This window comes from Desulfobacula sp. (assembly GCF_021107415.1).
Map to the genome: position 1 here is coordinate 62,040 of NZ_JAIOSW010000149.1, position 17,865 is coordinate 79,904.

Genomic DNA, 17,865 nt, shown 5'->3' on the forward strand with positions numbered 1-17,865 from the left:
TTATCATGGAGCAAAACCTCACAGGTATCATTGTCAACACCAGCAAAAACTTTCAGAACAAAATCATCACAGGTCTTATTTCTTTTGTTGAGATCGTTAAAACCATTGAGACGTTATCAGATGGATATCAATACTTGAGAAATCACAAACCCGGCATGGTATTTATGGACGTTACCACAAACGCTAAAGACTGCATGAAAATTGTCGGGCTCATGTTGAAAAAAGAGCCGGACACCATGGTTTTTCTGATTGATGACGGAAAAGACCCTGACATAATACTGGAAGGCTTCAGGACCGGGGCAACTGATTTTCTTATTCCCGGATTTACCGGAGCAGACGTGGCCGCGTGTGTGAAAAACGGTCTGAAGCGATCCTCCGGCATGGTACAGAAAGCTGAAGTATTCACGGTGTTCAGCCTTAAAGGCGGCCTTGGAGTGACAACCCTGGCCATAAATCTTGCAGACCATATTTATGATATTACAAAGGGGAAAATCCTGCTCCTGGACTTGAATCTGTTTATGGGGGATATAACAAGTTACCTTGACATTGTTCCGTCATTCACCCCATATGATCTTGTCGGGGACATGGACAGGATGGATAAGCAATTGCTGTTTTCATCGCTTTTTCGCCATGATTGCGGATTTTTCGTTCTGACCACACCTGAAGAAATTAATGATTCGGACAGCATTTCGGGCCAGGATATTTTTGATATGATCTCACTGCTTAAAGGATATTTTGACTATATTGTGGTGGATAGTCCCCATGATTTTTCCGAACGGACTTTAAAATTATTGCCATGCACAGATCGCCTGCTGGTTATGGTACAGCAGAGTATCCCTTCGGCCAAAAGCGTTCAAAAAGTGATTGAATTCTTAAATGAAATTGATTTTAAGCCTGATGGCCTGAACATTGTTCTTAACCGGCATCTGAAAAAAAACGAATTTAAAATTGTAGACCTGGAACGTATCTTAAGCGGGCAAATATCATTTGTCCTGGAAAATGATTATCCATTATTTATCCAGGCTGCCAACAAAGGTGCAACCCTGAACAGTGTTGCAAAAAACAGCAGGATCAATCAGCAGATCAATCAAATGGCTGCCGGTTTAACCGGCATAAAACCCGTGCCTGAAAAAAAATGGAAAAACCTGCTGTTTAAGAAAAAAAATGAAATTAAGTAAACGGATCAATTCAACAGAACAAGCCAATGGTCAACAATTTTTTGACCTGGGTAATATGAACCATGAGCGGTATAATGCCATAAAGGCAAAGGTTCATCTCTCACTTGTTGACCAGCTGGATCTGGATACGGTAACTGATCTTTCCAAAAAAGAACTTGCCACAGTCATCCGTAATATCCTCAATGAAATTACCCACAAAGAAGCCTTGCCTCTGAACATGAAAGAACGTGCCGGACTTGTGTCTGACTTGATCCATGAAATTATCGGTTTCGGTCCTCTCCAGACCTTTCTTGAGGACGATACTATTCAGGATATCCTTGTAAACGGCCATAACCAGGTTATGGTTGAAAAAGACGGTCTGCTTTATCCCACACATGCCCGGTTCCGGGATGACAAACATTTGATGCATATTATTGATAAAATTGTAACATCTGTCGGCAGGCGTGTTGATGAGGCTTCTCCCATGGTAGATGCACGGTTGCCGGACGGCTCAAGGGTCAATGTGATTGTCCCCCCCCTGGCCCTGGACGGCCCCATGCTCTCCATCAGGAAATTTGGTAACAACAGACTGACAATGGGTGATTTGTTGAAAAAACAGTCCATGAGTAAAGCAATGATGATTTTTTTAAAAGCAGCTATCCGCTCAAAACTTAATATCCTGGTTTCCGGCGGTACAGGAGCAGGAAAAACCACTTTGCTGAATGTGCTTTCAGAGGATATCCCGGAAAACGAGCGGGTCATCACCATAGAAGACAGTGCTGAACTCAGGCTCCATCAATTCCATGTGATCAGGCTTGAGTCCAGGCCCGCAAACATAGAAGGAAAAGGGGTGTAAAAAACAGTCTTCGAATGCGACCGGACAGAATCATTGTGGGAGAAAGCAGGGGCGCTGAAGTTATAGACATGCTCCAGGCAATGAATACCGGGCATCCAGGCTCTATGTCCACTGTGCATGCCAATTCCTCAAAAGATGCTATTTCAAGGCTTGAAGTTATGGCATCCATGAGTAATATTTCATTTTCTGAAAAAGCACTAAAAACCCTGATTGCCAGCGCCATTGATTTAATTGTGCACATTACAAGGCTGACGGACGGCAAACGCAGGATAACCCATATCTGCGAGGTGACAGGTGTCCTGGATAATACCATTGTTGAGAAGTCTGTTTTTTCTTTTGACCAAAGCGGTATTGGTGAAAATGACAGGGTGATGGGCTGTTTCAGGGGAAAAGGTCACATACCAAAAGCCGCAGAGCATATCAGGTTGTCTGGTATAGCACTTGATCCTGAAATGTTCAGTGATGTAACGGAGATATCCTGATTGTGAAACTGCTGATTTTTTTTATGGTCACCCTTTTTGTATTTTTAACAACCTTTAGTGCTGCCAGGATAAAAAAAAGAACACAGACCAGACATAAAATTAAAAATCTGGCTACACCCGGTTCCGAAATAAACGGAAGTCATGCCGATGTCATCAGGCTTGAAGACAGAACCGGGAGACTGAGTCTTAAAGCCCTTCATTATCTTTTAATTTGTGCCGGCATCACTCTTTCTCCTGAAGTATTCATCATAATACCAATAGTTACAGGACTTTTGTCTGCCTTGGCAACAGGCTTTCTGGCAAACAGCATCATCATTGCCGTGGCTGTTTTTGTCCTGGTCATGTCATTGCCGGCAGGTTTTCTGTATTTTAAAAAAAAACAGCTTGAAAAAGAAATTATCTTAAAAATGCCTGATATAATCGGCATAATTGTCAGGGCCTTACAGATAGGACAGTCTGTGGATACAGCTTTAAAGGAAGCTGCCCGAGCCGTACCAGGCCCCCTTGGTGCGGAAATCAGGATTGTTTACCAGGAAATGGCCATGGGGTTTTCCTTTGACCAGGCATTTCATAACCTTGAAAACCGGTATCAATCCCTGTCTGACATCAAGCTCTTCTGTACTGCCTTTATTATCCAGAAAGAAACCGGTGGTAACCTGATCAGAGTTCTTGAAGCCCTTGCCAATACTATCCAAAAACGGTTCACATTTAACCGTCGGATTAAAACTTACTCGGCAGAGGCCAGGCTCAGTGCCCTGATTATTGCCATGCTGCCATTTTTATTTGGCTTATTTGCCTGGTTATTCAACCCGGATTATATGTCAAGATTGACAGCAACCCCCATTGGCAGGATCATGATCTACATGGCTGTGTTGTTGGAAATCACGGGTTTTATTGTCATGCGAAAAATGGCAAAGGTAAAGATATGATCTCCGTTACCCTTTTTTTGAATATACTGATTTTCTGCACAACTTTTGGAACAAGCTTGTATTTATTAACTTTTATTGATGCCTGGTATCTGAAAAAGGGAGTGGTTAAAAAATTGACTAAAACCGGCAACAGCGAATATTTTCATGACAGGCCAGACTCCGGGTTATTATTTAATACTGTAAAATTTCTAGGAAAGTTTGCAACCCCCAAAGAACAAAGTGATATCCTGACTATAAACCAAAAATTAATCCATGCAGGATTCCGTCATCCTGATGCCGGAATATTTTTTTTTGGATTTAAAATCGGCCTTGGCCTGCTGTTTTTCTTTCCTTGTCTGCTGTATATTCTTCTTTTGGGGACCATTTGTGTTCAGCAAATTCTGATCCTGTTTATACCGTTTTCCATGGGATATTTTATTCCTGATTTAGTCTTGAAAAAAAAAATCAACTCAAGACAGATTAGTATATTCAAGGAACTGCCGGACACCCTTGATCTCTTAATGATCTGCCTTCAGGCAGGTCTTGGTTTTGATTTTGCATTATACCGGGTGTGCAGGGAACTTACGAATATTGCACCTGTTTTGTCCAGGGAGTTCGGGCTCTATTTTCTTGAGGTCAAGGGCGGAATTCTCCGCATAACAGCTCTTGAGAATCTTGGGGACAGAAATCCCTCAAAGTCTTTAAAAAGTGTGGTGACGGTACTTTTGCAGTCCTCTAAAACCGGTACAGACATGATCCGGGCTTTGGAAATCCATACTGATTCCTTGAGAACCCTGCGGCAGCAGGCAGCAGAAGAACAGGGCGCCAAGCTGTCTACAAAACTTACTCTGCCTCTGGTGGTTTTTATTCTACCGGCTTTGATGCTCATCATTTTAGGTCCTGTGATTATTAATTTTATCAACCTTGTTAAGGATGGTTTTTAAATGAAGTCTGCCAAAATAATAATAATTCCATTAATGGTTATGGTTATGCTGTTTCCCAGCTGTATAGTTCTTAAAAAAACAGCAAAAAACTCCCAAAATCAAGCAATCCCTGCCAAGTCCGGGCAGGATATCTGGGAAACAAAAGATTTAAAGCCCAATCATCTGGCCCTGGCAGAAAGTCTGATCAAAGAAGGGTTTTATGATGTGGCACTTGTTCAATTAAAAATTACCATGGACAGTAAAAACGCCAGGGTTTATGATCTTGCAGGTGTCTGTGCCAGGGAAACAGAAAATTTCAAGGAAAGCAAAAACTATTTTAAAAAAGCCCTGACAATTAATGGTAAAAATGCCTCTGTTCACAACAATCTCGGTATGCTCCATGCCATGACAAAAAAAAATGACGAGGCTCAAAAAGCCTTTGAACAGGCAGTCAAACTTGATCCGGGAAGAGCGGATTTTTTGAATAACCTCGGATATCTGCAACTGTCTGAAAAACTATATACCAAAGCAGAAAAAAATTTTAAAAAAAGCCTGGCTTTAAACCCTTCCGACAAGACTGCTGTTAACAATCTTGCCATCTGTCTGGGCATGCAGAAAAAAGATGACCAGACAATGAAACTATTGCTGGAGCATCATGGTATATCTGATGCATGGCATAACATGGCCTGCATATATGCCATGCGCAATGAACCCAAAAAAGCAAAAAAAATGATGGATCTTACCGGAACCCGCAAAAATGACCAGACGTCAGCCTTTGATATCCAGACTATCAAACCCGGGGATCCAGAAAATAATAATTCTGCCACTGGCATGCCCGGTGATATTGCCGATTCTATTTATACAAAAAAATATTACCCTGTAATGAAACAATGATTAAAGACTGATAACAATGAAGGCTGATATCTTGTTTTGTTTGCAGCACAGAGAATCATTACTGAAATCAGAACAGGGCAGTTTTGTTATTTTGTTTGCCCTGACCATGATGTTTCTGCTCACTTTGTTTGCCTATACTCTGGATACAGGATTTTTCATAAAGGAAAAGAACCGGTACCAGTCCTGTGCAGAAGCTGCTGCCCTGACTGCTGTTGATAATATATGCTTTGTCAGTGATGAAAATGAATTAAAAAATATTGTAATGAATATTGTCCGGGGCAGTAATCTTTCCATTCCCGAAGAATCCATATCCGTAGAAACAGGATTTTATGATACTTTTGAAGAATATGAATCTTTTACCGAATATAAGGATTTTGTTAAAGAAACTTCAGATAACTTTCCCGAAGAGGAAACCTTTAATGCCGTACTTGTCACCATTGGCGATGAGGTAAAAAGCCTGACAGGCTTCCACAGGACAACAAAAATAAAAGGTGCCGCAGTGGCGTATCTCCCACGGGTCAGTATTGTCTCGGGTAAAAATATTAAATTTGATGGGGGAATGAAAATTTCCATAAACAACGGCAATATGTATGCGGAACGTAAAATGTATCTTAGGGGCCCTTTGATCGCCGATACTGTAAAAACTGCCACAGGCAGGGGAAACGGGATCTATCTTTATGAGCCATATGTCAATTTTTCAGGTGGCATTAGTTACAGATCCAGTGGCAGAAAAGCCTCGGATTTTCTGCCTGAAATCAAGGTAATCAAAAACCATATCATACCTTTGGAAACATTTATTAAAAAGATGAAAAAAAAAGCAGACCGGAACTATGCCGAGACTAAAGTCAACAATGAATTATATGCTGTTGATGAAGTGACAAAACGCTGTTATTTTGATTTTACCAAACAGCATGATGATCATGAAATTATCTATATTGATATCCCCGGGTATACGGCTTACCTGACCCCTTTCCCATGTATTGCCGGCAGTAACAACCCCCCATTGCCCGGCTTCACCTGTGTTAAATGCAGCCCGACCGACGATTGGGCAAGTTGCGACACCAGACAGCCCTTTGGCAGCAGCATGAAAAATATGACCATCGTGGCCATATGTGATGTGATTATTCCTATATATCGAAATATTAATCACAAAGATTTCCCCATGGGAGGGACAGGATTTGAACATCTCAACATTGTTTCAAAAGGAGGAATAACTTTTAGCTCAGGGTTTAATTCCATGAACGGGATCAATTTTTTTTGTGATTCATTTAAAATTGAATTTATGCATGATAAAGGATTTATTCCTCCTGATACAAATCATATAAGAGTGCTTGCTGAAGGCAAAAATATCACTTTTGCAAAGAATGATTCCAATACCGGCAAACAATATGATTTTGATTTAAAGTTTGGCCCGCCCTGCCCGCCTGTTGTTCCATCTGCCCTGGGTTTTCTTGAACCCGGCAGTTCAGAGTAAAAACACCTCATCCTTGTCTTTGGTTCATTGAATATCCAGGTGTACCGGTACGGAAATAGTCCTTTGTCCGGGGCTGTCTAAAGATAATTCAAGCATGGCCTGACAAGGGCCTTTTTCAAAATTTTTTACATCAGCGCTGATTTCTATTCTTGTTATGCCCATGTCTTTAAGATAAATAATTTTTGCAGCAAACCTTTTTGGATCAATATCAATGGATGTGATCTTGGGCGCTTTTTTGTTTGAAGACTTTAAATTTACAGACCGTACCGGGTTCGGGGTTTTTGTGGCCATGTACAATATTTTTTTTAATTTCCCAAAATCGATTTTTAAGGGAATCACCATAAGGGAATCATGGATTCTTGAATAGACCGGAATAGTGATCAATGGTCTGTATTTAATGTCGGTGGTCAAAAAAATTCTGCCCCGGCTGGTCTCAGCTTTTTGAGCTTTGTTTTTAATATGCACCAGCCATGAATTATTTTTTTTCTTTTCAATGGAAAACCCCACCTGATCAGACAATTGGCTTTTTTTGAATTTTAAGGAAAAGGGCTTATTATCCGGTGCACAAATTGTAACGGTCTGTTTAAGCTCTCTACCGGCCAACCCATTAAAAAAAATCCTGTCAGGTTGTACTTTGACAGCTTTTAACACTTTGGCTGTAATATCAAGGATAATCTCGGGCTGCAAGGGATCATTAGAAAATATCCTGATTGTCTTTACTTGACTACCTGCCTCTCCTGCCGTGTTAAAGGCCACCCGCAGATATGAGTTTCTGTCCGGTTCAACAATTTTGTCATATTTGACTTTGGTACACCCGCAGTCAGTCGTAACTTTGGTGATATGCAAAGGCGCATCACCACGATTTTGCAATAAAAAGGTGTGACGAATCAAAAATCCTTCCACCACGGTTCCTGCGTTAATATTTGGTTCTTCAATAACAAGGAGAGGGGATTTTTTAATAAATTTTGTTTTTGCCGTAACAGTATTGCCTGACAGAATCACGACAAATACAACAAAAAAGCAGATGCAGGATAAAAAAGATTTAATCAATCTGTTCATCATGGTCAAAACACCTTGCACGAAAAGGGAAAAAGCACCGGGATGCTGCCCCGGTGCTCTTTGTTAAATTATGGGTTATGAAAATTATGCTTTTTTTCTTCTAAAGTACAACAGGCCCATAAGCCCTGACCCTAGTAGCCATACAGCCGAAGGGACAGGAACGGCACCGATGTCAGTAAAATGTGGCAATGCTTTTGTGTTGTCAGCTCCCCAGTCAATACCATTTACCCCAAAACCAAACATACTATCAGTATAATCAAAATTAAAATCTGTTACTCCATCCTTGACTGAATTTGTAACGTCAAACGTGAAAGTTCCTAGCAAATAATTAGCAGGAGCCAAAACAGAAGACGAAAAAGATGCAGCGTTAAAACCATCTAACGTTCCATTTTCCTGATCTGCGGAAAAAGGTCCTAAAAATTGAGAGTACAATCCTTCTGTCGGAGTATTGGTCGAGCTGACATAGGATAGTTCATCTTTGTCAAACTTAAATTCAAAAGCATATGCTTCTATTGTAATTTCTTCATCCGTTAAAAAATTGAGATCAAAAACTGCCTGGGCATCTCCTAAAGCGTAATCTGTAGTAATATTAAATGACCAGGTTGCCATGGCGCTTCCTGTATAAACGACAGTTACCAGAAGGATTATTATTAAATATAAAATTTTATTTTTCATTATTTCATGTTTCCTTAATTATAATAGGGTGCTTCTTTCCCATATTGAGTTCTAAACATAAGAAAATCAGAGTAATTAACAATGCCATCACTATTCATGTCTGCATTGCTATCATTCGTTCCATATTTGCCTCTAAATTCAAGGAAATCAGAGTAATTGACAACATCATCATTATTAAAATCACCATCAATGAGATTTCCGTATCCGTCCCCGTCAGAGTCTACATTAGCTGTTTCATAGGTGTTGGGAGTATGATCATCAACATCTGCGACGAAATCGCCATCACCATCCCGGGACTCATTGACTTTATATGTGGTCAGCCTTGGTACAACACCAGGTTGCCACCAGTCATTATTACCTCCTATTACGCAGTTTGCACCGCCCGGTGGTGTGGCAGGATTCCAGTTGACAGACAGAGCACTGCCATTTGCCATCACACCCGTGGCAGTATCATTGCGGCAGACATCCGGGCCAAATTCCCTGTACTGGGAACCATTGGTCTCATTAACTTCATAGAGATCAATCTCCGGGTTGTTAACAGAGGCCAGGGCATTGGTCATGACCTTGTGATTGATCAGGGCTGCATAACCGCTTTCAAGATTGACTGGCCCGGGGTTTACAAAGACCCCGCCCCCTACATGGAGGCTGCCTTCCTCGTCAAATCCAAGATGAGCAGCACTTAAAACCTGGTGTGCAAATTTCAGACCCTCAGGGCCGTTATATGCCAGCGGATTTGCAACCGGACCGTTTCCTGTCCACCAGTCACCTGCCGGCCATATTTTAAGTTCTCCTGTGTTGGTTCCAGCCCCGATGCCAAAGACCAGATTATTGTTTTCGTCTACGGCAATACCTGAGGATGCCCCTGGAATTGAGCCGCAGACGCCTTGTGTTATATTTGTCTCATTTGTGATATTAAGGGTAACAACTCCACTGACGGCACTCTGGCCGGGAATAACCCACTGTCCGCCGTTGATGACAATATGATCTTCGCCCACCCAGGCAGCATCATAGTGGTTTTCAGCAAAGTCCAGAACCTCTTCGGAATCACTCAGGTCCACAGGCTCTTCGGGTGTGCCTGCATCAAGCAGGGATGCATTAAACACAAGGATACTCTGGCCCCAGCCAAGCCCCAGTGCAACCGTGTTACCTGAAGGCGAGATCCTGATAAATGCAGGATCCATGGTATAGTCAACCTTGGCAATTTTTATCCAGGTGCTTGAACCCTCAGCAGACTGGATATAAACATTCTTTCCGGTGGCAGCAAGCATTCTGCCTTCATTGGGACCATCCCTGAAATAGTCAAGTGCTGTAAACCAGCTGTCAATGACCGGCTGGACATCACACTCGGTTACATCACCTGCATCCTGATTTCCGTACAGAAAAAAATCATCTGCAGCAAAGGCAGGGCCTTTTAAAAACAATAGCATAAGAACAATTGCACCATAAAACAGCCATTGTCTTTTTATGAAATTTTTCATAAACATCTTCCTCCTTATATTCGTACTTACATAAAAGTATTGATTTATGAGAAATAAATAGTTTCCCCTTCACTACCCAAAAACTATCGGGTTACAATCCCGCCGTCCGGGCTGTACACTATGCTTGCCCAGGGCTGGCCGCCTACCCAGTTTATAACCTTAACATCCTTATCATATTCGTTGACATATTGGCGGTAAAGGTCTGCTGTCTGTGCCATCACCTCCTTCATCTCTCTTGCGTTTTCAGGTTTGATACGAATCCATATTTCATTTGAACCGGGCCCAAAGGCCTTTTGTTCTGCTGCCTGACTGCCTGATTCTTCAAAATCTGATCCTATTGATTCCGGTTTGTGAATCCGGACAGTGTACACGGGAAAGGTCTCAAGTGCCTCATCCCTGAATACCTGAGCAGTTAAGTAAACAGCCTCTTCATCTACATCAGCCGGGTTTTCTGCCATATCCTCCAAAGGTTCTGCCGGCAGGATTTCATCGTTATTGACTACCTGGTCACGATTTTTTGGAACTGACTCTGCCAAAGGAGGCAGTACAGGCAGTTGTTCGGAAGACAAAGCCGGATCAAATGTTTTGTTTTTATCCATTAAAGATTTTGTCAATGGTTCAGGCATTGCAGTTGCGGCATGTGATATAAGGGCTGTTTGAGAAGACGGGATACTTTGTATATCATCCCAAGGGAATAAATAAAAGACTGCTGCAAGTGCAATGCCTGTTATAGAACAAATAATATATATTTTGTTTTTCATATCATATATTTTATTTTCTTAGAGTAGTGAGGAACGAATTGCCGGTTCAGCTTCCCTCACACCTCATTCCTTTATTAATATGCAAATTTATATAGCATCTAAATAATAATTGCTTTTAATTATTTGCTATAAGTTTGTATTTTTTTGCGCTTTTTAATTTTCATTGCCGATATTCCGGACTTAACCATTATGTCCTTGTAACGGGTACTCTACACCTGATACCGATAATACCTGTCAGCCTGATTTATTGAAAAAGAGCTAAGCGGTTATCCGTTCCGCTAAACCGCATTTTTTCTCCTGATACCGATCAGACCCAGCAGCCCCGAACCTAAAAGCCATACCGCACCGGGGATGGGAACCGGGTTAAGACCAATGTCATAACCTTTCCATTCCCCACCACTATTCATCCAAAGTAAATCATCGGTGTAAGAAAACGAAAAAGAAGGTATTCCATGACCAGGAATACCCGTACATTCACCTACCATGTTGCCTGTAAAATCGAATGCTTGTACCGTATCACCTTTTTGTATCAGTATATAGTCATCCGCAAGTGCAAGAGTAATTCCATCAGGCCACCCATCACTCCTCAACGTAGTGTCTAAAGTAAACTCATCCACGTAATTGCCGCTAGGCCAATCAAGTACGAAAATATTTAAAAAATTACGGGCATAAAGGGTATCACCTTGCAACTGAAAAGTGGCCGCAACAGGAAAAGGGATTTTAAAACCCACCGTTCCTATTGTCGGCATTTCCACCAGATTCGACTTGTTCACTTGATGAATTAATGTGGGAGACCAATTCGAGACGTCTCCCAAAACAAAAAGGTCGTCACCGTGTTGAACAATAGAAGCCATACCACTATACATATAGTTCGGATACATCGGGTACGCCTTTGTGACATAGTTTCCATCTGCGTCGTACTGAACTATCGGATCATCTTCAGTTCCCCAAATAGCAAAATAAGACTCTCCATCAAATACGATGCCTCGGGCTGTACCTTGTGCTCCAACGGCCTCGAAACTTTTTGTTAGTATGGCGTTGTCCAACAAGACACCCGAGGCATGGGAATTTGATGTTATCAACAGACACAAAAACAACACCAGGCCAAGTATCGTAGAATTAATGACATTTTTCATTATTTATTCCTCTTTTTTTTTATAAAATATTTATATTTTGTTCAAAATTTTTTAATTAGACAACCGGCATGCAGCTATATACCTTTCAGGCTCCAGGCTTTCTTCTCAGTCCTGCAAGACCCATAAGTCCGCTGCCAAGCAGCCAGACAGCTCCGGGTATCGGGACAGGTGCTGCTGCCACAGGTTCGCCTGGAAGGCCGCCGAAACTCCAGCCGTCCACAAGGCCGTTAGTGAGCACATGAGACGACAGTCCAAGGGGGGCAAAATGCCACGAATCTCCAATAGTATCATTAAAATCTTCATCCCACCAATAGCTCCAGTTGCCGGTATACCAGCCTTCGCGGTAATGATCGTCCGGGTCGGTGGCATAGCCGGTTTCGGTTAGATACCCTTCTTCGCCGGAAATAAAGGAACCTCCGTCACCATCAAGGTCATACCCTAAGCCGAATACGGCATATCCCAGGCCGCCATAGTAAGTTAAATTTGCAAAGAGGCGCATATCGTCGCCATACGGGGTGTATCCATCGCCTGTGCCGGCAATCGCCATGATCATATCTTCGCCGGTTGCCGTTCCGTCCCAGCGGTAACCCCATGCAAGGGATTGCGGGTCTTTGCCGTCATTCCAATCGATAACCATAGCCGCCTGGTTGCTGCCTGATCCGACCCAATACTCAATATCATCAAATGTAAAGGCGGCTCCGGCAGTTCCAACCATCACGAACATTACAAAAACGGCTGCAAACACAACACTTTTCATTTTCAATCTTTCCATTTTCACCTCCTTAAATTGTTTTTTCTCTTAAGACCGACAATAGCCAGCAGACCAGAACCAAGCAGCCATATGGCAGCAGGAACCGGCACGGGCGCAACATCTGAAAATGCATCAATTTCACCGTCACCGTTTACGCCTGCGACTTTGATATACTGGATCCACTCATAACCGGACTCTGCAAGATCAAACCCTGTACCGCCGCCTGACCCGTTATAGAGTTCAATGGCATCTGCAACGAAAATTCCCCCCGCCACCAGCGTCTCTGCAAGGGCCGGGTCCACGGGTTTTGTAAAATCCATTTCATTATCTGTCCATCCGGCATTTTCCCTGTCCCATTCATAGGCCTGGGTGGGGAAAGCCCTGTCTCCATAGGGTCCGTTGATATAGGAATACCAGTCTTCACCATTCTGACTAACAGACACGGTTACTTTTTCAAACCATCCTCCTCCTGCAAGCATGCAGTTGTTCATGTTGGTGCTGTCGCTGATATAACCGCTACCAGTGTAAAAAGCATTGCCAAAAACAAGAAAATCCATTCCAAAAGGGTTGTTGGGATCATCCATAACTCTGTGATCAAATTTTACATCGATAAATGCTCCAGAGTTAATGGTTGTAATCAATTTATTTCCATCCGGGCTGATATTCCAGGCCGGTTCAACCATTTTGACTCGTCCTGTGGAATTTCCCCAGTTCGCAAAATTGGTGGATGGTTTCCCCAGTAGAGAATAAGGATCATCATAGGGGCTTGGGCCAAAGGGACCCTGAGAGCCTATAACTTCTACTGCATAGGGGCTTGCCCAGGCAAAACCCGTGGTGACCAGCAGTGCCATAAGTATTAATAGTATACGAATCTGTTTCACATTTAATTTCCTTTTAATTATTTTTTCCTGCGTATTACCACAAGACCGAATAAACCAGATCCCAGCAGCCAGAGGGCACCCGGTACAGGAACTGAATTGATTACACCGACTGCCTCAAGATCCACACCACCTGATCCCCATGTAACCCAGGCGTCATAAATCGGATTGCCCAGGGAATCAAGAAAGTCGCCGCTACCCGGGATATCTACTATTCTGACATAGTTGATGTCATTCAGATCAACCAGGCCTGCCAGAACCATATCGTTTAAGAGCAATTCTTCCAGATCAAACCCGGTGCCTTCAGATGTGCCATAGGCGTTGGGATGCTTGCCTGCCAGATTATGAACATCCGTGGGATCGATGGTGCCGTATCCGCCCACCGGGCCGGATGTCAGGGAAACGCTGTTGAAACGGGCAAAATTGTTACCGTCCGTGGATACATCCACATATCCAAGTTCTGCAAAAAGGCCGCTGCCGGACATGAACCCGTTTTCAAAAACAGCAAAATCATAGCCTGATCCGTTGATAATCGGAGTTTCAAAGGTTAGTGTTATTTCTCCGGGCCCTGGATTATTCTGGGGATCAGCCAGCCAGGCATCAATCTGATCCTGGTTCAGGTCTCCCAGGGAGGCAATATCGACATTGCTGCCGGTAACAGGCCCCAAGGTCTGTCCCGGTTGTTGCCACCCTGCACTTACACCAGGGGCAGGATTATAGTTCTGATACCCTGTTGCCCAGCCATTGAAGACGGGGTTGACATCACTTCCCACAAATCCGGCAATACCATCCCCTGTATAGGGACCTGCACTTGCAGTTCCCATGGAAAAAATGATTAAAAAAGTTAAAATTGCAAATAATTTTATTTTCATGATTTATTCCTTAATAATAATCAAAATTTGATTTTTCTTCTAAACCCAAGCAGTGCAGCGATTCCTGATCCAAGCAGCCACACGGCAGCAGGAACAGGTACTGGAGAACCATTGAGATCATCCATGGCAAAGTAGGCCGGGGTATTCATTCCATAGGCACCGTTATCAGAGGAAGAGACTGTGAACTCCAGTCCGATAACATCACCAAGACCGCTAAGATCGACCCATGTCCAGTCGTCCACAATATAATCCAGGGAATTGTCTGCAGACGTGAAGTCAGCCAGAAAAAAATCAACTGAACTGGCTGTGGATCCGTCCTCGGCAATTCCTTTAATATTCAGCTTATACCAGTCCGCATCATCACCTGTTTCACCGCCAAACTTTTTGGCAAAAGAATCTCCATCACGCATGGAAAGATAGGCATAGGTGGTGTTGGTAAAATAGGCACCGGAAATAGTGGTATTATAATCATTTCCTGTAACAGCTCCAAAGGAGAGGTTGGGGGGAGATGCCGTACCATAAAAACCACCGTCATAGGCAACACCAAAGTTTGATGAACCGTTGGCACCGGAACCTGTGATGGCACTGTATTGGTTGGCAAATCCCGGAGTTGTGGTATCTGTCGTATTGGAGTATGCCCATCCGTCCCAGCTTCCATAACTTGTATTATAACCATTCATTAAGCAGGCATCACCGCTTATAAACAAACCTGATCCGTCAGAACCGTTCCAGTAGGACTCCGAAGCCAGGGTATTGTTGTCAAAGGTTACAACATCAGCATTTACCGAAGGGGCCAAGAAAAAAATCATGGCAAAAAGAATTAAATAAAATCGTTTCATAAATATCTCCTTAAATTTATAATAAAAACAGTTTGTTCATTTTTTCATCCCTTGTATTTTTTTGTCACCCCCCTTTCCTCCTTTCCGGCGAAAAACAAAAAAAAGCCGGGATACACTGTACTGCTACAGGCAACCCGGCTTTCTCATATTAAGATCCGTGGCTTTCCGACCCCGCCTCACAACGGGTGTGGCTTTTTCAGATTGAGCATGATTCTATCCGGATTTTTAAATCATTGCTTTGACTTTTTTGCTGAAAAGCAGCACTTTTTTGCTGGAAACGCTTTTTTTTAAAATTGTAGCAATTAATGGGCTTGTTTTATAATTTTTTGTTGTAGATTTTAAAGGGAATGGAAAAACGAATTGATTCTACAGAATAGTTACGGGGAATCCCTGGATCAAGGACGGGGATATTATAAAAAAATTTTTTTTGCAAAGACCTCACTGATATTGTTCAGGTGAACTTTACCTTCAAGCGTCAATGCAAACCTCTTATCCTGAAACCTGCCTAATTCTTCTTTTCGGATGTGATCCAGAATTTCATTAAAATAATTTTGAAAGGATATTTGAAACTGGCTTTCAAATCCATTCATATCTATCCCCTCAAGGGTGCGAAGCCTGAGCATGATCATCTCCATCATTTTCTGATCAAGGGTCAAAATTTCCCGGTCTTTAACGGGAAGTCTGCCTGAATCCATGTCCTTTATATATGTTTCAATACTCTGATGGTTCCAGGATCTTATTTTTGTATCATAGGAATGAGCAGCAGGCCCAAACCCGTAGTACGGAGTCATATCCCAATATTTTGAATTATGCTTTGAGCGATTTTGCCTGCCCTTTGAAAAATTAGAAATCTCGTAATGCTCATACTTAAATTCACCTAAAAATCGGGAAGTCTTTTTAAACAGCCTTGACATGACCCTGCTGTCAAGAGGGCTTACCAAACCTTTTTTCAACTTTTCACCAAGGGGTGTGCCGGGCTCAATGGTGAGCATATAGCAGGACAGGTGGGAAGGTGCTATCATCACTGCCTGTTTTAAGTCTTCCAGCCATCTTGTTTCTGTCTCAAAAGGAACCCCATAGATCAAATCGATACTGATATTGTCAAACCCTGCTTTATCTGCATGATCAATGGTCTTGACCGCCTGATCCGCTGTGTGGATTCTGCCTAAAAATCTAAGCTTGTTATTATTGAATGACTGGACACCGATACTGAGCCTGTTGATTCCGGCTTTTTTTAATTGTCTCAGATAGTTTAAATCAACCGTTCCCGGATTAACTTCAAGTGTGACTTCGACATCCCGGGAAATTAAGAACTTATCTCCAATGATTTGTAAAAGATTTTCAATATCTTTGACAGGAAGAAGAGAGGGGGTTCCGCCACCAAAGTATATGGTATTAATTTTGTCCTTTGAACCTGATCTTGTTTCAATCTCTTTTTGAAGGGATTTGATGTAATCAGGGATCAGCGACAGATGAGTCTCTGAATAAAAATCACAATAAACACACTTTTTAACACAAAACGGAACATGGATATAAATGGACTTTTGATCACACAAAACGCTTCATCAGATCATCGATAACCACATCAACGTTGTCAGGTGTCACCCCGTAAAGATCACAGGCCTGCCTTACCCTTTCAAGATGGGGACTGTCATCCATATCATCAGGACCCCGGAAAAAACCCATCCGTCTGCCGATCTGGTATAAAACCCTTTTTTCCGGCTCAAGCTCGAAGAACCGGTCAATAATATTGATCATCTTTTCTTTATCTTCCGGCATTTTCCCGTCAATGGTCTCAAACAGGTTCAGGATATGGTCACTTTTGATATAGGAATCTATCCCGTCAAGGCTTTCGATAAACAGCCTTAATTCTTTTGCCATCATGGTATCATTTGGCTTTTGAAACTCTCCTTTCTCAGTTTCCACCGCAAGAACGGTTCCATTGGTTACTGCCAGGGTTCTGATCCTGATAAACTCAGGATTGATGCTGTTGAGTGCAGAAGCCGTTTCCATGGCATGCTCTATGGAATAATCAATACCCCCAAGGCCCGGCATGACATATTCCGACAGCTCCATTCCCGCTTCCTTTACCTTTAAACCCGCTTTGATATGACCTGCTTTGGTGACCCCTTTATTAATTTTCTTTAATACGGTGTCAGATCCGGATTCCATGCCCACATGGATACGGTTTAATCCTGCATCGGCAATGCGCTGTAGATCATCCTGCTTGATACGGACAATGGTATGACTTCTTGCGTAAGAGGTAATTCTGTCAACATTTGGGAAACATTTTTTGATATGTTCAAGTATAAAAACCAAATTATTTGGTTTCATAATCAATGAGTTGGCATCCTGTAAAAAGATGGATTTCATACCCGTTGCATACCAGTTCATGGCGGCATTAAGAGCCACCCGGTCTTTTTCTTCAAAACTGTTGGAAAGGGTATGAATAGCCTCATTGTCTGCATATCCGCCCGGCTTGACAATCTGTTGGATTCTTTTAATATAACCCTGCAAAGAATCAATATCTTTTATGACATTTTCAACAGATCTTAAGGAAAATTGCCTTTTTTTATACACCCGGCAAAATGTACACCGGTTCCAGGGGCAATTTCGTGTCACACGTATCAAAAGACTGCTTGCTTCACTGGGCGGGCGAATGGGACCCTGTTCAAATCCTTTGTAAATATCTGTTTTTTTCTTTTTCATAGGAAATCTTCAC

At 42.4% G+C, this 17,865-nt stretch carries 18 protein-coding genes and 1 riboswitch; of the genes, 7 read left to right on the forward strand and 11 right to left on the reverse strand.

Going from position 1 to position 17,865, the window contains the following annotated elements; genetic code table 11:
• Window positions 1-5 precede the first annotated feature (5 nt).
• The 7 genes from K8S13_RS08150 to K8S13_RS08180 are packed head-to-tail and all read left to right on the forward strand — an operon-like array spanning window position 6 to window position 6,694.
• The gene (locus K8S13_RS08150) at window positions 6-1,178 is read left to right on the forward strand and encodes a hypothetical protein (protein ID WP_291461832.1); all 1,173 of its coding nucleotides are present in this window, start codon (window positions 6-8) and stop codon (window positions 1,176-1,178) included.
• Window positions 1,165-2,013, forward strand: coding sequence for an ATPase, T2SS/T4P/T4SS family (locus K8S13_RS08155; RefSeq protein ID WP_291461834.1), 849 nt, complete (start codon window positions 1,165-1,167; stop codon window positions 2,011-2,013). The genes K8S13_RS08150 and K8S13_RS08155 overlap by 14 nt, the downstream gene beginning before the upstream one ends.
• Window positions 2,014-2,027: 14 nt before the next feature.
• Window positions 2,028-2,495, forward strand: a complete 468-nt coding sequence (locus K8S13_RS08160; protein ID WP_291461835.1) for an ATPase, T2SS/T4P/T4SS family — start codon at window positions 2,028-2,030, stop codon at window positions 2,493-2,495.
• Between the two features lie 2 nt (window positions 2,496-2,497).
• Complete coding sequence (locus K8S13_RS08165) at window positions 2,498-3,424, forward strand: type II secretion system F family protein (RefSeq protein WP_291461837.1); 927 nt, start codon at window positions 2,498-2,500, stop codon at window positions 3,422-3,424.
• A 56-nt stretch (window positions 3,425-3,480) separates the two neighbouring features.
• On the forward strand, window positions 3,481-4,347 hold the full coding sequence (locus tag K8S13_RS08170) for a type II secretion system F family protein (RefSeq protein ID WP_291461839.1): 867 nt from the start codon (window positions 3,481-3,483) through the stop codon (window positions 4,345-4,347).
• A complete protein-coding gene (locus K8S13_RS08175) occupies window positions 4,348-5,220 on the forward strand; it encodes a tetratricopeptide repeat protein (RefSeq protein ID WP_291461840.1) in 873 nt (290 codons plus the stop codon).
• A 40-nt stretch (window positions 5,221-5,260) separates the two neighbouring features.
• On the forward strand, window positions 5,261-6,694 hold the full coding sequence (locus tag K8S13_RS08180) for a hypothetical protein (protein ID WP_291461841.1): 1,434 nt from the start codon (window positions 5,261-5,263) through the stop codon (window positions 6,692-6,694).
• A gap of 24 nt (window positions 6,695-6,718) precedes the next feature.
• On the opposite strand, the gene K8S13_RS08185 is transcribed toward K8S13_RS08180, so the two are convergent.
• From K8S13_RS08185 to K8S13_RS08235, 11 genes are all read right to left on the reverse strand, one after another.
• Window positions 6,719-7,756, reverse strand: a complete 1,038-nt coding sequence (locus K8S13_RS08185) for a DUF1573 domain-containing protein (RefSeq protein WP_291461843.1) — start codon at window positions 7,754-7,756, stop codon at window positions 6,719-6,721.
• Between the two features lie 81 nt (window positions 7,757-7,837).
• Window positions 7,838-8,428, reverse strand: coding sequence for a PEP-CTERM sorting domain-containing protein (locus K8S13_RS08190; RefSeq protein ID WP_291461845.1), 591 nt, complete (start codon window positions 8,426-8,428; stop codon window positions 7,838-7,840).
• 14 nt (window positions 8,429-8,442) lie between these two features.
• Complete coding sequence (locus K8S13_RS08195; RefSeq protein WP_291461846.1) at window positions 8,443-9,906, reverse strand: hypothetical protein; 1,464 nt, start codon at window positions 9,904-9,906, stop codon at window positions 8,443-8,445.
• Window positions 9,907-9,989: 83 nt separating this feature from the next.
• Window positions 9,990-10,667, reverse strand: coding sequence for a hypothetical protein (locus K8S13_RS08200; protein ID WP_291461847.1), 678 nt, complete (start codon window positions 10,665-10,667; stop codon window positions 9,990-9,992).
• A gap of 278 nt (window positions 10,668-10,945) precedes the next feature.
• Window positions 10,946-11,803 carry a hypothetical protein gene (locus K8S13_RS08205; RefSeq protein ID WP_291461848.1) on the reverse strand — a complete coding sequence of 286 codons (858 nt, stop codon included), beginning with the start codon at window positions 11,801-11,803 and terminating at the stop codon, window positions 10,946-10,948.
• A gap of 85 nt (window positions 11,804-11,888) precedes the next feature.
• Window positions 11,889-12,575, reverse strand: a complete 687-nt coding sequence (locus tag K8S13_RS08210; protein WP_291461849.1) for a VPLPA-CTERM sorting domain-containing protein — start codon at window positions 12,573-12,575, stop codon at window positions 11,889-11,891.
• A gap of 2 nt (window positions 12,576-12,577) precedes the next feature.
• Complete coding sequence (locus tag K8S13_RS08215; RefSeq protein WP_291461851.1) at window positions 12,578-13,435, reverse strand: hypothetical protein; 858 nt, start codon at window positions 13,433-13,435, stop codon at window positions 12,578-12,580.
• Window positions 13,436-13,452: 17 nt separating this feature from the next.
• On the reverse strand, window positions 13,453-14,304 hold the full coding sequence (locus K8S13_RS08220; protein ID WP_291461852.1) for a VPLPA-CTERM sorting domain-containing protein: 852 nt from the start codon (window positions 14,302-14,304) through the stop codon (window positions 13,453-13,455).
• Window positions 14,305-14,324: 20 nt separating this feature from the next.
• A complete protein-coding gene (locus K8S13_RS08225) occupies window positions 14,325-15,143 on the reverse strand; it encodes a DUF4465 domain-containing protein (protein ID WP_291461853.1) in 819 nt (272 codons plus the stop codon).
• Window positions 15,144-15,268: 125 nt separating this feature from the next.
• A riboswitch (cyclic di-GMP riboswitch) is annotated at window positions 15,269-15,345 on the reverse strand.
• A 208-nt stretch (window positions 15,346-15,553) separates the two neighbouring features.
• The gene (gene hemW / locus K8S13_RS08230) at window positions 15,554-16,699 is read right to left on the reverse strand and encodes a radical SAM family heme chaperone HemW (RefSeq protein ID WP_291461854.1); all 1,146 of its coding nucleotides are present in this window, start codon (window positions 16,697-16,699) and stop codon (window positions 15,554-15,556) included.
• Window positions 16,692-17,852, reverse strand: coding sequence for a radical SAM protein (locus tag K8S13_RS08235; RefSeq protein ID WP_291461856.1), 1,161 nt, complete (start codon window positions 17,850-17,852; stop codon window positions 16,692-16,694). Before K8S13_RS08235 ends, hemW begins: the two co-directional genes overlap by 8 nt.
• Between the last annotated feature and the right edge of the window lie 13 nt (window positions 17,853-17,865).